This is a genomic window from Methylobacter sp., assembly GCF_004322395.1.
Lineage (GTDB): Bacteria > Pseudomonadota > Gammaproteobacteria > Methylococcales > Methylomonadaceae > Methylobacter_A.
In genome coordinates this window covers 65585-85224 of record NZ_SCTW01000154.1, presented here as the reverse complement: position 1 = coordinate 85224, position 19640 = coordinate 65585, and the positions used below count along the sequence as shown (strand labels likewise).

The following is a 19640-nucleotide window of genomic DNA, read 5'->3' as shown; positions in this document are numbered from 1 at the left end:
TTCAGGGGTCAATTTCCGCATACTGCCAATGCCTTCACCAGTCGTTTACGTGCGGGTTTACTATCGCCGACTTTTCATGGCATTCAAGGTTACGCCGAATACGAAGGCAACCTTGCGATGGTGGATGAGTACAACAGTCTGCGCAACGGCAATGCCGGTTACTCAACAGTTGCCGATCCAGAAAAAAGCGAACTCAACCAGTTATGGATCAGCTATACCGGTATCCCCGATACGACTATTAAAGGCGGTCGGCAACGCATCAAACTGGATGACGACCGTTTTATCGGCAACGTCGGCTGGCGGCAGATGGAAACCACTTTCGATTCGGTACTGATCACCCACAACAACCAGCAGCTTTTCGGCCTGACCGTCAATGCCGGCTATATCGGTAACGTACAAACATTTACCGCCACGAATGAGCATATCGAAGCTCCGATTCTGAACGTCAATTACAAAGTCGGCGATTACGGCAATGTAGTCGGTTACGGCTACTGGTTGGATTATACCGAAAGGGAAAATTACGAAAAATCGAGCCAAACCTACGGTTTGCGTATGACCAATTTTCAAAAGCCGGGAGACACTTACAAGCTAAGCGATAATTACGGCGTGGTTTATACCGCCGAGTGGAGCCATCAGGAAGATTACGGCCACGGTCCGACCAAGTATTCAGTAGATCGTCTTAACCTGATGGGCGGTTTAACGGCCTATAACCTGACCTTTCAAGGCGCTGTAGAGCAGCTTGACGGTAAAGGCACCAATAAGACCTTCGATACGCCGTTGGGCACCAACCATGCGTTCCAAGGCTGGGCGGACTTATTCCTGGTAACGCCTAAAAACGGTATTCGCGATGTATTCGCGACGATGATCGGCACTTTTGACCGCGGTGACGTGATCTTAACCGGCACTTACCATAATTTTACCGATGATACCGGGCAAATTAAGTATGGCGATGAGTGGGATCTTTCGGCACTTAAAAAATTCGGCAAGCATTATTCGATATTAGCGAAATACGCTTATTACGCTGCCGACGATTACAATGCGGCTGATACCTTTGTTAACACAGATACCCAAAAAATTTGGTTACAGGGAAATATAACTTTCTAAGACCGGTGACTTGCAAAGAGAAAAAAGAAGCAAGTTCAATGGGCGCATGCAAATGCGCCCTTACCTGAACACTCGGATGGGCAGCTAATCATGCGGCGCAACACGCTACGCTATTGACGCCCTATGATTGCGGCTTTTCGAATTGCCGCTAACCGCCCAGAGCGGACGGCAAGTTTGCCATCGTAATATATTTTTGATGACATGTAGTTTGGACTCAATGCAATGAAGCCCAACAATGGGAAATTTCTGCAACTGAATGGCTAACGTGTTGGGCTTCGGTTGCTCTGCCTAACCCAACTTTGCATGTACAGACTTGTCCAAAGCTTCGCCTGCAGAAATGTTGGCAAAACCTTTCCCAAGATATTGATGCTATTTGTTTCCGGCCTGAAGAAAGCCCAAAGCCTTGTCGAGGGAAATAACAGCTAATTTGGCATCATCTGCATTGCCCGCACTAATGGCTTTTTCCAGCTCATCCACGGCGGATTTCATTTCAGATTTTAAATGCCCCTTTGCTACATTTTCGGCCATTTTTGCGTGTTCCAGCGCTTTTTCTGCATGTACTACCAATGCAGGCGCTTTGCCTGCCTTGCCTTGCGCTATGGCGGCACTGGTGTGCTCGATTGCCGCGTCAGCATGCTCTTCGGCGAAAACTGCTGTACTTAGAAATGTACCTATTAATAGCAATAAACCGGAAAATGCAAATATTGATTTTCTCATGATTTTATTTTCCTTAAAGTGTAGGTGATGATCTTTATAAAAAGAAACCAGACGGCAAAAGCATGGAAGCTTAAGCTGTTGCTAACTGCATACCAAACCCGTTCAACCCAATAATTTATTGGTATATATAAAGCAATTACAGGATAGGGGCGGCTAATGATTTATACAATTAGTAGAGTTGCCTATACCAGCCATCGAATTTTTATCGCTTATCGTTCCTATGCTCCAGCACATAGGGCGCATTAGCGTCAGCGTAATGCGCCGAATGGTTAAAGGCCAACATGCGGCGCAATACGGCTAGCGCCTATTGCGCCCTATGAATTGCACCTTATCGCGTTTAAATCACCGCCGAAACAGAAAAAAGAAGCACATAAGGTGTTTTCCGCTGCATCGCCATGCTAGGCTCATTTTTTCGTTATAGAATCACCTAAGTCGCGGCCTGTATCCGACTATGGTAAGTCAGCATATCTTGCCGCGTTACCAAGCACAAATCTTGAAGTCACTACCAATCCAGCAAGCTTTGTCCTTAGTCGAGCGTTTCGCTTCTCCCCATCTTGAATTTATGCCGTCGGTCGTTACCCCCCGGACATCCGCAATATCCTTCTCGATAATATAAACACTAACATCAGTTATGCCTTCGAGTATTGTCTTTGATTTATCTGCGTTACGAAGCGAAAACGATCCGCCTTTCTCTAATGAAAAAACAATCCCCATGAAATGCTGGTAGATTATTGCTTTCAACCGCACACTTAACAACCTTATCTGATGCTGAGCTAAAAGACGGAATAACAAGAAATGCTGCTACCAAGCTAATGGTCTTGGCAGCTATTTGAGTTTGCTTAAACTTCATATTTTGCTCCAAACGGCAAATGGAAGAGGATGCCTAACGTAAAGCTAACCGGGCGCGGCACGGGAAGCTGAAAAATAAAACCGCATTGTAACCGCGCTCCGGTTGAGCGCAATGTTATGCCTGATATTTCACAATATTTTCATTAATTTCATAGATTGCCGCTTTAAGCACTTGTAAGCAGATTTTAGCCGTGTGCACTCTTGGGCTAAACCCCGAACTCAGTTGTTCAAAAGGGTGAATATAATTTCTAAAGTCTCTAAGTGAGTGGCTAAATTTATGCGTATCATGTTGAATAAGACCTAAGTCCTTAGCTACGTCAATGAATCCCGCTAAATTCCATTCGTGAAAAGGCTTAACTTTCCCGGCTCCATCTTTTGGTGATGATTTGGCTGTGTTAAATGTTTTTGGATGCTTTGTTGCCAACCCTAAAAGTATGCCTTCCAAAGTGCTACCTGCTAGCAGAATTACTGCCAACGGTGATTCAGACGAAAAACACTTTTCAATTTCTTTTATCCTAAACTGAAGCACATCTGTTACTGCACCCTCTAAGCCAAGACTTTGAACATTTACGTTACTGAATTCACGCATAAGAAACTCATTTTCTGTGTCTGTATCTTTTTCAATTTCAGTAGCTATTTCTACTTTTTCCAGACGTTGAAACAAAATATCTGCTTCTTTTCTAACAAGCTTCCATTTATCAAATGCTAAAAATTGATTGAAATCTTGAATACACTGATCGAGTCCGTGAATGCGCCCAACGAAGTTTATCGGAGCAAATACTTCCGTGATGCACTTATCTAAATTTGGTGTTCCATTAATTTGTTCTAGTCTTGAATCTGTGTATAACCAACGAGAGGGAAATCCCTGCCCATAAGAATCAGTAAATCCTAACTTGTTAAAGAATTGAACAAGCTTTGGGCCTGAACGATATTCCGTTTCTTCGTTTATCAAATCCCTTAATTTTTCCAGTGCTCTCTTACTTAAAATCATAGATGGTTTTTAAACTCTGAAAGCGCATAACAAGGAATTAGATTGTTAACCATATATCTACCGTTAAATTCACTTCTATGAACTAACATATTGATCTGCATTTATTTTTTCCTATCCGTATATCAACGACACGAAGTAACAGTGGCCAGTAAAGATCAAATTGCAGCCATTCAATTAGATTGAGCGATCGACAGCAACGAGTCGTAAATAGTAGTTCAATCCAATTTTACTTGCCAGATCAATCCTGAACTAATGCTTAAAATCCCAATCCTCTATAATATGCGTAAAACACTATAGCTCGTATTCTGATTTAACTATCCGGCCGCAACGCCGCACCATAACAACGCATCAAGCATTATTATGGTGCGCATATCAGCTGAAATTTACCTTCCCATTCCAATCCCGTACCTCCCCGCACCACAATAGCTCAGTATTACAGCCGCCGTCACAAGTCTGGCACATAACATGCTTTTTCCTAGCTTACTAACCTTAGTAACAGGAAATCAATCATGTCAGCTCAACGCCTTAATCTGCTCTCCTTCTCGGGAAAAACCAAAATTCTCCACATGACCTGGATGGCTTTTTTCATCAGCTTTGTGGTGTGGTTTAACCATGCACCATTAATGATGGTGATTGCTAAAACATTGGGCATGGACAACTCGGAGATAAAAACCATCTTGATCTTGAACGTCGCTTTGACCATCCCGGCCCGAATCGTGATCGGTATTTTGGTCGATAAATTCGGCCCTAAACGCACTTATTCAACACTGTTGGCGGCAGGCAGCATTCCCTGTTTTATGTTCGCTTTTGCGACCAGTTTTGAACAATTGGCCCTGGCCCGCTTCTTATTGGGCTTTATTGGCGCCGGTTTTGTGATCGGCATACGGATGGTCGGCGAATGGTTTCCGGCCAAGCAAGTGGGCATTGCCGAAGGTATTTACGGCGGCTGGGGAAACTTCGGTTCAGCTGCGGCAGCCGGGGCTTTGCCTGCTCTGGCTTTGATCTTTGGCGGCGATGAAGGCTGGCGTTATGCGATTGCAACGACCGGCGCTATTTCTCTGATTTATTCGATCATCTATTTCTTCAGTGTTTCCGACACGCCCAAGGGCTCGACTTACTTTAAGCCTAAAAAAGCCGGGGCGATGGAAGTCACCAGTATTTGGGATTTGTTTTTCTATATTCTGATGAGCGTTCCGTTGTACGCGACCTTGAGCCTGTTAACCTGGAAATTATCGCCGACCGGCGCCAATCTGTTGTCGAACGCCGCCGCCATCTGTATCTATACCGGCATTTGGGCTTTATTTATTTACAACGTGTATAAAATCATCCACGTTAATGAAGAGCATCTGCAACACCCGATCGATGAAATACATAAATACAAATTCAAACAGGTTGCGATTCTGGATCTGGCGTATTTCATTACCTTCGGCTCGGAGTTAGCCGTGGTTTCGATGCTGCCGCTGTTTTTCTTCGATACGTTTCATGAATCGCATGGCGTTACGATGGTCGAAGCGGGTTTACTCGGCGGTAGCTTTGCTTTTATTAACTTGGTTGCAAGGCCCGCAGGCGGCTGGATTAGTGACAAATTCGGGCGTAAATTGTCTTTAAGTATTTTCGTTTTGGGCTTGTCGTTGGGTTATTTCTGCATGTCGCTGATTAATTCGGAATGGCCTATTGCGTTGGCGGTATTGATAACCATGGCTTGCTCTTGCTTTGTATCGGGCGGCTGCGGCGCTGTTTATGCAATCGTTCCGTTGATCAAGCGGCGCATGACCGGACAGATCGCAGGCATGGTCGGCGCTTACGGCAATGTCGGCGGCGTATTGTTTTTGACCATATTATCGTTTGTTACACCGGCTGTGTTTTTTGTGATCATTGCGGCGGTGGCGTTATCGGTGTTGATTGCGGTGCAGTTTATCGATGAGCCTAAAGGACATATGGCCGAAGTTCAGGAAGATGGAACCGTGGAAATGATTGAGTTGAATTAAAACAGACGAAAGGCAAAAGGCGAAGGGCGAAAAAAGCCCTATTAAAACTGAGCACGAGTTTTTTAATCGTAGCGTCCTTTAGCCTTTAGCCCTTAGCCTTTAGCCTTAATAAAACCATGCCAAAACCAACACTCAAAATCAGCATCGGCTATGCCAGCGACAAAGGGATAAAACCGGATAATGAAGATTTTTTCGGTTCGTTAATACCGGAAGGTTCGCAACTGGCCCACAAAGGCATAGCCGTTGCGATTGCCGACGGCATGAGCGGCAGTGACTCTGGAAAGCAGGCCAGCCACTGCTGCGTCGTCGGCTTTTTAAGCGATTATTACAGCACTCCCGACTCGTGGTCCGTCAAACATGCCGGACAAAAAATCCTTTCCGCCACCAATTCCTGGTTATTCAGTCAGGGACAAAGCCGCTATGAATCGACCAAGGGCATGGTCAGCACGCTCAGCATTATTATCCTGAAATCGACTACCGCGCATATTTTCCATGTCGGCGATTCACGCATTTATCGTTTACGGCAAGGTAATTTTGAACAAATAACCCGCGACCACCGCGTCTGGATTAAAGAAAAAAATTATCTTAACCGGGCAATGGGCATAGAACAGCATCTGGAAGTCGATTACCAGTCGCTTCCTTTAGAAAAGGGGGATCTGTTTTTAATGACGACTGACGGAGTGCATGATTTTATTGATGAAAAAGCCCTGAAAAAGCTTGTCCAAAATGGTGCAAACCTAACCCTGATTGCGGAAACAATCGCTCAACAGGCTAAAGACAACCACAGCGATGACAATTTAACTTGTCAACTGGTCAGAGTCGATGACTTACCCGAAGCCGATGAAGACGAGGTTATTCGCCGCTACACCAACCTGCCCTTTCCGCCGCCGTTGGAGCCCGGCATGGTGATTGACGGCTACCGGATTGAAGCGGAATTGCATGCCAGCAAACGCACCCAAATTTATCGGGCATTCGATACCAGAACCGATACCCAGGTTATATTGAAAACGCCGTCCGTGCTTTATGACGACGATACTTATTACATAGAACATTTTCTGCATGAAGAATGGGCCGGAAAACGAATTCACCACGAAAATGTGCTGAAAATTCTCAACCCCAATCGGGAAAAAAGCTGTATTTATTACGTCACCGAATTTCTCGAAGGCCCGACGCTCCGGCAATGGATGACCGATAATCCCCAACCTGAAATTAAACAAGCCAGAAAAATAGTTGAACAGATTGCCAAAGGACTGCGTGCTTTTCATCGCATGGAAATGCTGCATCAGGATTTAAAACCTGAAAACATCATGATCGATAAAAACGGCGTCGTTAAAATCATCGATTTCGGCTCGGTTAAAATCGCCGGTATCGCAGAAATTACCCCGCTGGAACATAGGACGGACAATATACTCGGCACGTTGAATTACACCGCGCCTGAATATCATCTGGGGCAGCGCGGCACGGTACAATCCGACCTGTTTTCACTGGGCGTGATCGCTTATGAGATGCTTAACAGCGCCCTGCCCTTCGGCCAAAATATGCCGGAAAAACCCAACAAAATGAATCTGGCGAAGCTCCATTATGTGCGCAGTTTTCATCACAATACGATGGTGCCAATCTGGATTGACGGCGCATTAAAAAAAGCCACCTCGATAACTCCGCAGTTTCGTTATGACGACTTATCGGAATTTCTGTACGACCTGTCCACGCCCAACCCCAGGTTTTTGAGCGCTGAAGAAGCCATACCTTTAATAGAGCGCAACCCATTATTATTCTGGAAAGGCCTGTCAATAATACTGCTGTTTACAAACCTGATTTTGATGTATCTGTTGGTGGATGGGAAAAACTAATAATTATTAGGTGTTTATACGTGTTGTGTATTCGGTTTGCGAAATGGTAATTTAACTGAAAGTTTAAACTAAATACTTCAAAGTCATTAACGATTGAACCGCGATTATGGTCGACAAAAGATTTTGTTTCTTAAATCATTTTTGCTTACGCCATCCGATAATCACAACAAAAAGGTTTATTTTATGAATATGATCAGAAACACAGCGTTCATTTTATTACTGGTCTTCTCTTTAGGCTCAACCAGCATTATCGCTTATGCTGAAGAAGCCGCCAAAAGTTCAGTCAGCCCAAATGAAACCATTATGCATATTGAAAAGGCTAAAGTCGAAATCAGCCATAGAGATTTCTTTCCGCCTAGCCAACATTTAAAAGAGGCGCGTGCGGCTTCCGAGAAAGTAACGGGAAATCCGAAAATCACCAAAAAAGCTAACGCAAGCATCATTCAGGCGCAAATCAAAGTAAACAACGGTGACGTAAAAGGTGCGACAGATGAGTTGAATAAGGCATTGGAGCTGTATAAGTCACTCTCTGAATCAACTAGTAAGCCGCAATAGGCAGGGTGAGAAGGCATCCGCTCGCTTCCAAGCTCCAGATCTCATCGTTATACACAAGTATCTACGGACACCATCCTTCCGGCACTCCCTTACCTAGCGTTAGGCGATATTCAGACCTTCCAGGTTTTTAAAACCTGGAAGGTCTAACTCGCAACGCTCTCAACAGGCGAAACGTTTCGAACGGAAACAACATGCCTGCCTAGCCCGGCTTATTTAAATAAGTTACACGCCCCCTTCGGCTGCGCTCAGGACAGGCATGGCGCTGGATAGCTATTTCTAGTATGACGACTCCAACTTGCAAACGCAGTGGAGAAAGCTCCAGCTTCACCGACTCACAACAACGCCTTAATCTCCGGCACGCAAGAACCGCAGTTGGTTCCGGCTTTAAGGCAGCGACCGACTTCCTGATGGGTTTTAAGCTCTTTTTCCCTGATCGCGGCTTGAATGGTTTTTTCTCCGACATTAAAGCAGGCGCAAACGATAGTGCCGACATCCTCGACGCCCAAAGGCGGCCTGCCGGTTAATAACGCCATGCGTTCCGCTTTTTCCAATTCCGTTTTTGCAAACAGACCGGTTAGCCAATTGCGCTCGGGCAATGCAGACCCGGCGGCAATAAAAACCACGCTTTCCAACCGATTATTCACTATCCGCGCGGCTCGGTAATTGCCTAGGCCGGGATCTTCATATTCCTGCCATTGCGGCATTCCGCCTTCATTATCGCAGAGCTTAGTTTTCGCCCATTCCTGCCAGTTTTCAGGCATCGCCAGTCCTGCCAGTTCGTAACGGTAATATTGTTCGCCTTTGATTTTTACCCAATAGTCCGATGCGCTCATGTTTAACTCGCGGCGAGACAGAATAAAACCTTGCCAAACGGGTTGATAAGCCTTGATACGCGCCGGTGTATGTTTGCTTTCCGGTTGATTGGAAATAGGGTCAATCACGGCATTGACTAACGCGCCCATGCGCCCTCGACCGGTATATTGTTCGGTCCAATGCATCGGCACAAAAAGGCTGCCTGGAACTTGGCTATCGGTAATCTGCACCCGCGCAACCATCGATCCCCAAGGGCTTTCTATGATTGCCAAACTATTTGCGGCTAATCCATAGCGCTGGGCGTCAACCGGATGCACCTCGACAAAAGGCTCAGGCTTGTGCTGATTTAGCTTCGCCGCAATGGCCGTGCGCGTCATTGTGTGCCACTGGTCGCGCAAACGGCCGGTATTTAAAATCAGCGGGTAATCCTGATTCGGCAGATTGACCGGCGGACGTGGCGTAACGGCAATAAATTTGGCTTTGCCCGATTCGGTAAAAAACCGTCCGTCCTCGAAAAGCCTTGCCCTGCCTTGCGGATAGTCCTGATTAACCGGCCATTGAATCGGCTGCAATTGATCGTAGTCATGCTGGGATATATCCGCAAACGCCGATATATCGAAATCGCGCTGCCCATTATTTTCGAAGCCGGACAACGCGGCGTGTTCGCGAAAAATCTCCACAGGACTTTGGTAATGAAACGCCTGCTCGAACCCCATGCGCCGCGCTACTTGGGTGATAATCCACCAGTCGGGTTTGGCGCTGCCCGCCGCTTTTAATAGCGCCCGTTGCCGGGAAATTCGCCGCTCGGAATTAGTCACCGTACCGTCTTTTTCGCTCCAGCCTTGCGCGGGCAGCAGCACATGCGCGAAAGCAGTGGTGTCGGTATCGGCGATGCAATCGGACATCGCCACAAAATCGCAGCCTTGCAATGCTTGTTTGACTTTATCGGCATTCGGCAAGCTAACTACGGGGTTGGTGCCCATAATCCACACGGCTTTGACTTTGCCGTCGTAAATGGCGTCGAATAATTCCACGGCGGGATAACCCGGCTTTCGGGCAATATTTTGAGTATTCCAAAATCGTGAGACACGTTCTATATCATCGGCATCGGAAAAATCCATATGCGCGGCCAGCTGATGCGATAAACCGCCGACTTCACGCCCACCCATCGCATTCGGCTGTCCGGTTAGCGAGAACGGCCCCATCCCCGGCTTGCCGATTCTGCCGGTTGCCAGATGACAGTTGATAATCGCATTGACTTTGTCGGTTCCTGATGACGATTGATTGATGCCTTGGCTGTATAAACTGATGACTTTTTCACGGCCGGCAAACCAGTCATAGAAACGGTACAAGTCGTCTTTATCCAATCTGCAAAGCGCTGCAACCTGTTCAATATCGATACCGGCAGTATTCAGGGCTTCAATAAAACCTTCGGTATGGGCTTCGATATAAGCCGAATCCAGCGTGTTTTGCTTACTTAAAAATTGCAGTAAACCGTTAAACAAGACAGCGTCACTGCCGCTTGCCAGCGGTAAATGCAAATCGGCGATGTCGCAACTGGCGGTGCGGCGCGGGTCGATTACCACGATTTTTATTGCCGGGTTGGCTTCCTTGGCCGCGCGTATCCTCTGGAAACTGACCGGATGGCACCATGCGGCGTTCGAGCCGATCAGTACGATCATTTCGGCTTGTTCGAAATCTTCGTAACAACCCGGCACGGTATCGGAACCGAATGCGCGCTTATGCCCTGCTACCGAAGACGACATGCACAAGCGGCTGTTGGTATCCATATTGCCGCTGCCGATAAAGCCTTTCATCAGCTTGTTGGCGACGTAATAATCTTCGGTCAGCAATTGCCCTGAGCCGTAAATCGCCACAGCATCGGGACCGTATTTTTTGATAGTGCCGATAAAGGAATCAGCAACCAAATCCAGCGCTTCGGCCCAGCTGGTTTCACGGCCGTAGACTTTCGGCTGCAACAGCCGGCCTTTGAGTTCAATCGTGTCGCCAAGCGCCGAACCTTTGGAGCAAAGCCGTCCGAAATTAGCCGGATGCGAGATGTCGCCGCTGATTTTTAGGCGATGATGAGCCTCATCGACTTTAGCGCTGATTCCGCAGCCTACGCCACAATATGGGCAAGTGGTTTGTATAGGTTTATTCATTAAAAATCTAATCAATACTTGATAGTTAGATAGATAGAACGCAGATGACGCTGATTAATATGATTAAACAAGATTTCTCTGAAATGTCCGTATTCATCATATTAATCAGCGTTATCTGCGCTCTGTTTTACTGAGCCGCAACGTATCTTTACCCCTCCGTTCCCACGGGCCGTGCTCAGAAACATGCCGATATGCAGACCTTCCAGGTTTTTAAAAACTGGAAGGTCTAACTGGCAACGTTCTGAACAGGAGAGCCTTGGATGGCCTTATTCCGGCCTACATCCGAGTCCGCCATTCCAGCACCCATGCCGAAATGACACTCTTGGACAGACTTGTGTATAACGATGAGCGCGCCGCGTGGTAACGAGAGCAACGGAACACAAATGACTCGGATGATTATATAGATTAAGGTTTCTCTGAAATATCCGCGTTTATCATATTGATCAGCGTCATCCGCGTTCTATTCTTGGCTGCTACGTAACAACACCGGCATAAGCTTTACCAAAAATCAGCACGTCTCTTATGTCGGAAATATTGTCTTCCTTCTCCAGCATCTGCTGGTACCAATTGCCATCGGCGGTTTCACCATAAAGCACCGCGCCAATCAGCTTGTTGGCTTTGATGACCAGCTTTTTATAAATGCCTAAAGCGGGATCGATAAAACGAATGATCTCACTGTCTTTATCGCCTTGAAAATCGCCGACCGAAAACAGGTTGATACCGGTCACCTTAAGCTTGGTCGCGGTCGGCAGCGTGACATATTCCGCCGCGCCATGCGCACTAAGATGATTGGCGCAGACTTTGGCCTGCTCAAACAGCGGAGCAACCAGGCCGAAGGTAGCGCCGCGATGCTGGATGCATTCGCCTACCGCATAAATGCTGGGGTCGTAGCTTTGCAAAGTATCGTTGACGACGATGCCGCGCTCGCAATAGATTCCCGCTTCCTGAGCCAGCGTCATATTGGGACGCACGCCGATTGCGGTAACAAACAGATCGCATTCCAGCCGGCTGCCGTCTTCGAAACTTATTGCCTTGATGTGCCCTTGTTCATCGCCCGACAATTGTTTAAGTTTGGCAGCCATTTTAAATTTCAGGCCGCGTTGTTCCAGCTCGGTTTGAAGCATTTTTGCTGCCAGCTTGTCCATTTGCCTGTTCAGCAATATTTCATGGTTATGAATTACGGTGACATCCATACCTCTTAAAACCAGACCGTTGGCGGCTTCCAGACCTAACAAGCCGCCGCCCAATATCACCGCTTTTTTGTGGCTGCGGCTGTAAGCCAACATTTTGTTAACATCGACAATGTCCCGAAAGCTGATTACACCATCCAGCTCATTGCCGGGAACTTTCGGTATTACGGCTTTGGAACCCGTAGCAATTAACAATCGGTCATAACCGGCCACGGTCCCGTCCTGGGCATAGATTTTTCTGTGTTTGCGATCTATCCGCGCTACGGCTTTATCTTCGCCAGCGTGCAGCATTATGCCATTGTCGAGATACCACTGGCGGTTATTGATGACAATATCTTCAATGGTTTTCTCGCCGCACAGCACCGACGACAGCATAATGCGATTGTAGTTGCCGTAAGGTTCGGCGCCGAACACGGTGATTTCATATTTATCCGGTGCGGCGGTCAGCAGTTCTTCTACGGTACGCATACCCGCCATGCCGTTGCCTATGACGACCAAGCGTTGTTTCATCGGGCTGTTCCTTATGATTGAATGCCATTAAGTCAGGCTGTTTGCAATTCAATAGCAAACAGTATGCCGACTTTAATCTTGTTGATAGGAATAAGCCTGTTTGAGCATCAAAAAGAATCGATGTTTTCGGCAAGATATTATCCGAATAAGCTGGAAACAACGCCTAGCTTTACACTTGAGCGGCATTATTACAACTACATCTAATTTCTTTATGCGCTAAAATGGTGCACCTATAGTCTATTGGATCTATTAATTGCGCAATAATGGTGCGATAGCACAGTGAAGAATCCTCTCCGAGTAGGGCGCGCCGTGCGCGCCTTCTCTCCGCTTGGGATTCAATCGGCGCTTGAACCTTAACTCCGCCTCTGGCGCGCACGGCGCGCCCTACGTTACAGACCTATTCTCATTATCGGCCTACAAATTGCTAAGCAAACTATAACGCTCTTACTTTAAACAACCTTTAAAGCAAATCATGCATAAACGTATACTTGACCATCTTACCGGCGCCATCTTGTTATTTGATCGCGACCTGATTCTCACTTACCTTAATTCTGCCGGTGAAATTTTGCTTGCCGACAGCTCCCGTCACTTGGTAGGCCTTAGTGCTCATGAGTTGTTCAAAACCTCCGATCCTGCACTACTAATGAATTTACAGCAGTGCTTAACCATGGCGGAACCTCTGGTAGACCGGGAACTTATCCTGGATCGCATGACTCACAGTCTCACCATCAACTTCAGCGCAACGCCGCTATTAAAGAATGAACAGGTCAACGAGATTCTGGTCGAATTGCAACAAGTAGACACTCACCTTCGCATATCCAAGGAAGAACGTTTATTAACCCAGCAAAATACCGCCAGACTGCTGGTCAGAGGCTTGGCGCATGAAATCAAGAATCCTTTAGGCGGCTTGCGCGGCGCAGCACAATTATTGGATCTGGAATTGCACGACCCGGAACTCAAGGAGTACACCCGGATCATCATCGCCGAATCCGACCGTCTGCAAGGCCTGATGGATAAAATGCTGGGCCCCAACAAACTGCCCAATAAAAAAGCCATCAATATTCACGAAGTGCTGGAACGGGTCAGACAGCTGGTTCAAGCCGAATCCAGTCTCACCATTAAATCGGACTACGATCCCAGCATTCCCGACATACTGGCCGATAAAGACCAGCTGATTCAGGCTATTTTAAATATCGCCAAAAACGCCGTTCAGGCGCTGAACGGCGAAGGCGAGATTACTATCAAAACCCGGATTCACCGGCAAGTGACCATTGGCCGCAAGCGCTATAAATTGGCGGTAAAATGCGACATTATCGATAACGGACCGGGCATCGACGCCGACATGATGAACCAGATATTTTATCCGATGATTACCGGGCGCGCAGACGGCACGGGGCTGGGTTTGTCCATAGCCCAGGCCCTGATCAATCAGCATAACGGCTTGATTGAATGCAGCAGCGAACCCGGGAACACAGTGTTTTCAATCTTCTTACCCATTATCACACCGGGAGAGGCCAACAATGACTAAGTCCGAAACCGTCTGGATTATCGACGACGACAAATCCATACGCTGGGTCGTGGAAAAAGCCCTGCAAAAAGCAGCCATCGACACCCGCAGTTTTTCCTGCTCGACCGACTTGCTGAGCGCATTGCAAAATGATCTGCCGGATGCGCTGATTACCGATATTCGTATGCCCGGTATGGACGGGCTGGAGCTTTTGGACAAAGTTCAACTGAGTCATCCAGGCCTGCCGGTTATCGTAATGACCGCGCATTCCGATTTGGAAAGCGCGGTCTCGGCTTTCCACGGTGGCGCATTTGAATATCTGCCCAAGCCCTTCGATATTAAAGAAGTCGTTGATCTGGCTCATAGAGCCTGCATTCACAGCCGGCAACAGCAAATTTCAGATACTTCTCCGTATACGGAAGAAACCACGCCGGAAATTATCGGCGAAGCGCCATCGATGCAGGAGGTATTTCGCGCGATAGGACGGCTGGCGAGGTCGCACATCACCGTACTGATCAACGGCGAATCGGGAACCGGCAAGGAATTGGTCGCCAAAGCCTTGCATCGTCACAGCCCCAGAGCCGGCAAGCCTTTCATCGCCCTGAATATGGCCGCCATCCCTAAAGACTTGATGGAATCGGAACTGTTCGGCCATGAAAAAGGCGCCTTTACCGGCGCACAATCGCGCCGCGCCGGACGCTTTGAACAGGCCGACGGCGGCACCTTGTTTCTCGATGAAATCGGCGACATGCCCGCCGAACTGCAAACCCGTTTATTACGTGTACTGGCCGATGGCGAGTTCTATCCGGTCGGCTCATACGCGTCTGTTAAAGTCGATGTGCGCATTATCGCCGCCACCCACCAGAACCTTGAAACGCTAGTAGAACAAGGCCGCTTTCGGGAAGATTTATTTCATCGCTTAAACGTCATCCGTATCCACATCCCGCCGTTGCGCGAGCGCAAACAGGACATACCCTTGCTGATGCGCCACTTTTTAAATCAGGCGGCTGTCGAACTCAATGCAGAAGTTAAAATCTTAAAGCCCGAAGCGGAGGCTTTTTTAAGCACGCTGGACTGGCCGGGCAATGTGAGGCAACTGGAAAACAGCTGCCGCTGGTTAACCGTAATGGCTTCGGGCCGGGAAATTCATTTACACGACCTGCCGCCCGAGTTGCTCAATATAACGCCGGAAAAAAATACTGCCGATACCGGCTGGGAAGCATTGCTAAGGAATTTGGTAGACCAGCAACTTCTACGTGGGAACGAAAGCGAAATCGCTAAACACATCATTCCTGCGGTTGAAACGATTTTAATTAAGGCCGCGCTAAACTTTACCCACGGCAAACGCCACGAAGCCGCTATTTTATTGGGCTACGGCAGGAACACCTTAACCCGGAAAATCCAGGAGTTGGGGATATAACTGTAATTAAACCGTGCGTTTAACTTTAATCCCGGAATGCTAAATTACGTCATAATAACCTACTAAAACACTGCGACAATATGTCACATTCCATCCGCTAAGTATTTTTACTAATATATATACAACTCTTGAGATGCAAATTCCCTCCTCGGAATTCAGAGTTTTATATCCTTCTCTAATGCGGCTTAATCGGCCGCATTTTTTTGCCTACAAAATAACGTTTAGGCAAACCAGCCTAAAACCCGCACTTGCTTAAATTGGATATCCCGTCGCTGTTTATCGCCCTGGATTCATCTAAACATTTCGACTGTCTACCGTTAGCGGGAACACCACAACCCTCAATGCCGCTCATCTTAGCTACTAAATTCCCTTAAAAATCAGGCATTAACCCGAGCCAAAATCAGGGTTTCACCTGAGTTCATTTGTTTCATCTTTCCGATAATATCTTTAGCCACAACGGAGTAAATCCTAAGACTGACCGTCGGTGCTGCTCGAATATCCCACTAAGGGATACCGAATCGGCGGTGTTCATCTCAAAAATAAAGACATCTTTCCAGTCAAGGAATGGACGCGCATATAGGCTTGGTGTGTATGAATGTTGTTGTCGATTTCAACATCTGAATACATAGGTTTTTTGTTTTTTACAAAAAAGATGATTAGGTAATTCAAATGAAAACCAAACATACAATGGCTCCGATAGCGCTTACTACGTTGAGCTTATCCGCATATGCCGACTTAATACGGGTCGGCACGATTAACTTACCTTCCCCGGCAGGACACGGTTTTCCAAACTGGCACCAGGATCTGAACGGAACCGTCCTCGATTTATGCTTGCCTAATGCTGGCGATCCCGGCGCTCTGCAACAGAATGCCTGTTTGCTCGCCGGGCCCCGGCTTGCTCAATCGGCCTTATAGCTTCCCAAACAACTTCCCCGATGAGGCCTTTTACTTTAATGCCACGTCCTTGGCAGATATGCCGAGCAACAAGCGCCACTCTGGCTCTGGCGCTGGAAAACGAATAAAGAATATTTGCACTCAAATCAGCCTCCCTCGTGCAGGGTTTTAAAAATTGAAATGAGGAATTTACCATGAATAAGACTATTTATTTCAACGGCAGGAAAAACGCTGGAAAACGATGTAGGGATAGGGCTGGCAAAATCCAAAAAACTGGGTTTAACCAGACTGATTCAGCTAACCGAAGTGCATTTGCCATGACCGTCAGCAAACCCACTTCAAGTTTAGCTGTAGCCATAGCCGTATTGTCCGGCTGTTTAGTGTCTGCGGGGCCGGCTCATGCCAGGTTTGACATTCCGACCGGCGCACCGGCCAGCCCGCTATTCGGCGCCACTGAATTCAGCCAAAGAATGTTGTTATTCGAAGAGTTCGGCACTCAGCAGATACCGGGCAGCGCGGATTCTGCGAATCCCATTCTGCCGGCGCCGTCCGGCTGCGACAACACGCCGGCTGGCGGCGAGCTTGATGCTTTCCTTAGCAAGTCCCTCTATCCGCTTCCCGGCGAGTACGCCGACACAACTCTCGCCAACCCTTGGGACACGCTGATTAAAGGCTGCACTACGGGCGTAAGCAAGACCTATATGGACGGACGGCCTCCGGGCGAATGGTTTGGCCATCAGCGCTGGAATGAATTCAAACCGAAAGTTTTCTTCCAAACTGCCATGACCGGCGCCCGTGTTAACGGAGGACTTCGCGACCAATACCAGATGCATCGTTATCAAATGGGCGAGTTCGCTCCGGGTGGGCTTTACCACAACACGGTAGGATTAGCGGGCTTCGATGGCACTACCAAAGGAATCGAAATCAGATTTCATCCCAATATGCCCATCCAGGACCCCAAGTCGCTTTGGACTTTCGACGGCACCCTCCCTCCAAAACTGCTGATGGCGCGCTATGGAGAACCCCTTTTATTCCGCCACCACAACGCATTGCCGATAGACCCGGCTGCAAATAACGGCTTTGGAATACATACCATCACCACCCACGAGCATAATGGCCACAACCCCGCCGAGAGCGACGGCTTCACCCATGCCTTCTCTTACCCCGGACAGTACTTCGACTATCGCTGGCCGATGATTTTGGCGGGGCATGACAGCATCAATACGGATGCAAGCAATCCCAGGGCCGGCTATCCCAACGGCAGCGGAGGCATTACCAAGATCCGTGGCGACTGGCGGGAAACTATGAGCACCCACTGGTTCCACGACCACATGCTGGACTACACGGCGCAGAATGTCTACAAGGGCAACGCCGCGATGATGAACTATTACAGCGCAGTTGACCGCGGCAATGAAGTAATCAACGACGGAATAAACCTGCGCTTTCCCAGCGGCACCGCCCTGGATTGGGGAAACCGCGACTACGACGTCAATCTTGTGGTCGCCGACAAGGCTTGGGACAGCAATGGCCAGCTCTACTTCAACATTTTCAATACCGACGGCTTCGTCGGCGACCGGATGACAGTCAATTTTCTGTACAAACCCTATCTCGATGTGCGCGCACGCCGCTACCGCTTCCGCATTCTCGACGGCAGCGTCTCCCGACACCTCAAGATCGCTGTGGTCAAGCAAGACGGAACCAGGCTGCCGTTCCACATGATTGCCAACGACGGCAATATCATGGAACACGCGGTCCCGTTCCCCAATGCACAATCTTCCGATTTGCCTGAACAGGGTATCGCCGAACGTTACGACATCATCGTCGACTTCGCCGGTCTCGCGGGCCAAAAGCTCTACTTAGTCAACCTGATGGAGCACGTGGACGGCAAAGGCCCGAATCGGGCTATACCGCTCGCTGACGTCCTGAGCGGGAAATACCAGCCTAACGGAAAAGACGGCGATCCGGCCGTCGGCAAGTTCCTTGAGTTCCGTGTGCAGACGTATACCGGCACGGATCTCAGCATGAATCCGGCGGATTATGTGGAAGGTAAAAAGCAAATGATCCCGCTGCCGAACATTGATCCGGCGGAACTTGCGAATGCGAAACACCGGACATTCACATTCGGGCGTAGCAACGGGACCGACACCCAACCCTGGACCATCGAGACCGACGGCGGCCAAGGTTTTAACATGGATCCGCACCGCCTTTCCGCGGCTCCGGACAAAGACACACTTGAGGTCTGGCATATTATTAGGGGTGGCAACGGTTGGAGCCATCCGGTCCACATCCACTTTGAGGAAGGACGGATTCTTAGACGTGACGAAAAAGAACCTCCTTTGTGGGAAAAATGGGCGCGCAAGGACATCTATCGCATCGGCCCCTTGCCCGACAGCGGCAATAGTGTGGAAGTCGCCTTCCGCACCAGGGAGTTCATGGGGACCTATGTAGAGCACTGCCACAACACCCAGCATGAAGACAAGGCCATGCTGCTGCGTTGGGACTCTCAGAATCCAGGTCAAACAGTCGCTGTTCAGACACCAATGCCGGAATGGAGCGGGGTCACCTACGAAGACACCTTTACATTACCCACCTTCAAAACCGGCAATGAGGCGGTTGCCGCAGCTTACACGGCACCGAACATAACCAATACGGAAGATCCGCCTGCCCCCAATGATCCACCACCCCCACCTCCTCCGCCAGGACCAAGTGACACGGTCACCATCGTCAGCGCCACTTTGGGTAAATCGGGACTGGAGGTTAGAGGAAATGTTGTTCCTTTCAGGAATAACACCATTGTCACTCTGTTCAACGGCACGGAAAGCAATGGCAGCTGTACCGGTACCAGCTTTGCTACCGCAGATATCAAACAGGGGGGAAACTTTACCTACAAGGTGGCAGTGAAAAAACTCACCGCTACGCCCGTTACGATCTGCGTCCGATCACCCGGCGGCGATGTCGATGATGCGCCGGTGCAATAGCGTTGCACGGCTCGGCTGAGCATCGAAGCCGGAATTCGAGCAGCGCACGGCAACGACATCCTCGGCAAATCGAGGATGTCGACGCAAGCAACAAGACCCGCGTTGTGCAAAC

14 protein-coding genes are annotated in these 19640 nt (G+C 48.5%); 9 read left to right on the top strand and 5 right to left on the bottom strand.

Translation table 11 applies throughout. The features are described from left to right. Positions 1–1104: alginate export family protein (locus EPO18_RS20075; protein ID WP_292436603.1), on the top strand; the 1104-nt coding region annotated here is incomplete at its 5' end. Between the two features lie 369 nt (positions 1105–1473). On the opposite strand, the gene smbP is transcribed toward EPO18_RS20075, so the two are convergent. From smbP to EPO18_RS20060, 3 genes are all read right to left on the bottom strand, one after another. Continuing rightward, the gene (gene smbP, locus EPO18_RS20070) at positions 1474–1821 is read right to left on the bottom strand and encodes a small metal-binding protein SmbP (protein WP_292436600.1); all 348 of its coding nucleotides are present in this window, start codon (positions 1819–1821) and stop codon (positions 1474–1476) included. A 477-nt stretch (positions 1822–2298) separates the two neighbouring features. Beyond that, entirely contained in the window at positions 2299–2562 is a 264-nt protein-coding gene (locus tag EPO18_RS20065; RefSeq protein WP_292436598.1) for a hypothetical protein, read from the bottom strand. 223 nt (positions 2563–2785) lie between these two features. Further along, positions 2786–3661 carry a hypothetical protein gene (locus EPO18_RS20060; protein ID WP_292436597.1) on the bottom strand — a complete coding sequence of 292 codons (876 nt, stop codon included), beginning with the start codon at positions 3659–3661 and terminating at the stop codon, positions 2786–2788. A gap of 509 nt (positions 3662–4170) precedes the next feature. Between EPO18_RS20060 and EPO18_RS20055 the strand changes: the two genes are divergently transcribed. From EPO18_RS20055 to EPO18_RS20045, 3 genes are all read left to right on the top strand, one after another. Then, entirely contained in the window at positions 4171–5649 is a 1479-nt protein-coding gene (locus EPO18_RS20055; protein ID WP_292436596.1) for a NarK family nitrate/nitrite MFS transporter, read from the top strand. A 116-nt stretch (positions 5650–5765) separates the two neighbouring features. After that, entirely contained in the window at positions 5766–7499 is a 1734-nt protein-coding gene (locus EPO18_RS20050; protein WP_292436595.1) for a bifunctional protein-serine/threonine kinase/phosphatase, read from the top strand. Positions 7500–7682: 183 nt separating this feature from the next. Further along, positions 7683–8054 carry a tetratricopeptide repeat protein gene (locus tag EPO18_RS20045; protein ID WP_292436593.1) on the top strand — a complete coding sequence of 124 codons (372 nt, stop codon included), beginning with the start codon at positions 7683–7685 and terminating at the stop codon, positions 8052–8054. A 332-nt stretch (positions 8055–8386) separates the two neighbouring features. On the opposite strand, the gene EPO18_RS20040 is transcribed toward EPO18_RS20045, so the two are convergent. Beyond that, a complete protein-coding gene (locus tag EPO18_RS20040) occupies positions 8387–11029 on the bottom strand; it encodes a nitrate reductase (RefSeq protein ID WP_292436591.1) in 2643 nt (880 codons plus the stop codon). A gap of 473 nt (positions 11030–11502) precedes the next feature. After that, complete coding sequence (locus tag EPO18_RS20035; RefSeq protein ID WP_292436589.1) at positions 11503–12729, bottom strand: NAD(P)/FAD-dependent oxidoreductase; 1227 nt, start codon at positions 12727–12729, stop codon at positions 11503–11505. A gap of 63 nt (positions 12730–12792) precedes the next feature. Here EPO18_RS20035 and EPO18_RS20030 point away from each other — a divergent pair, with 63 nt between their 5' ends. The 5 genes from EPO18_RS20030 to EPO18_RS20010 all read left to right on the top strand — a co-directional run bounded on the left by EPO18_RS20030 (position 12793) and on the right by EPO18_RS20010 (position 19528). Next, positions 12793–12933 carry a hypothetical protein gene (locus EPO18_RS20030; RefSeq protein ID WP_292436587.1) on the top strand — a complete coding sequence of 47 codons (141 nt, stop codon included), beginning with the start codon at positions 12793–12795 and terminating at the stop codon, positions 12931–12933. Between the two features lie 268 nt (positions 12934–13201). Further along, positions 13202–14257: a nitrogen regulation protein NR(II) gene (glnL, locus tag EPO18_RS20025; protein ID WP_292436585.1), complete on the top strand. Its 1056-nt coding sequence runs from the start codon at positions 13202–13204 to the stop codon at positions 14255–14257. Further along, positions 14250–15656, top strand: coding sequence for a nitrogen regulation protein NR(I) (gene ntrC / locus EPO18_RS20020; protein ID WP_292436583.1), 1407 nt, complete (start codon positions 14250–14252; stop codon positions 15654–15656). Before glnL ends, ntrC begins: the two co-directional genes overlap by 8 nt. A gap of 669 nt (positions 15657–16325) precedes the next feature. Beyond that, on the top strand, positions 16326–16571 hold the full coding sequence (locus EPO18_RS20015; protein ID WP_292436582.1) for a hypothetical protein: 246 nt from the start codon (positions 16326–16328) through the stop codon (positions 16569–16571). 173 nt (positions 16572–16744) lie between these two features. Then, positions 16745–19528 (top strand): multicopper oxidase domain-containing protein, encoded by a 2784-nt coding sequence (locus tag EPO18_RS20010; RefSeq protein ID WP_292436578.1) that lies wholly within the window; start codon positions 16745–16747, stop codon positions 19526–19528. Positions 19529–19640: the final 112 nt, after the last annotated feature.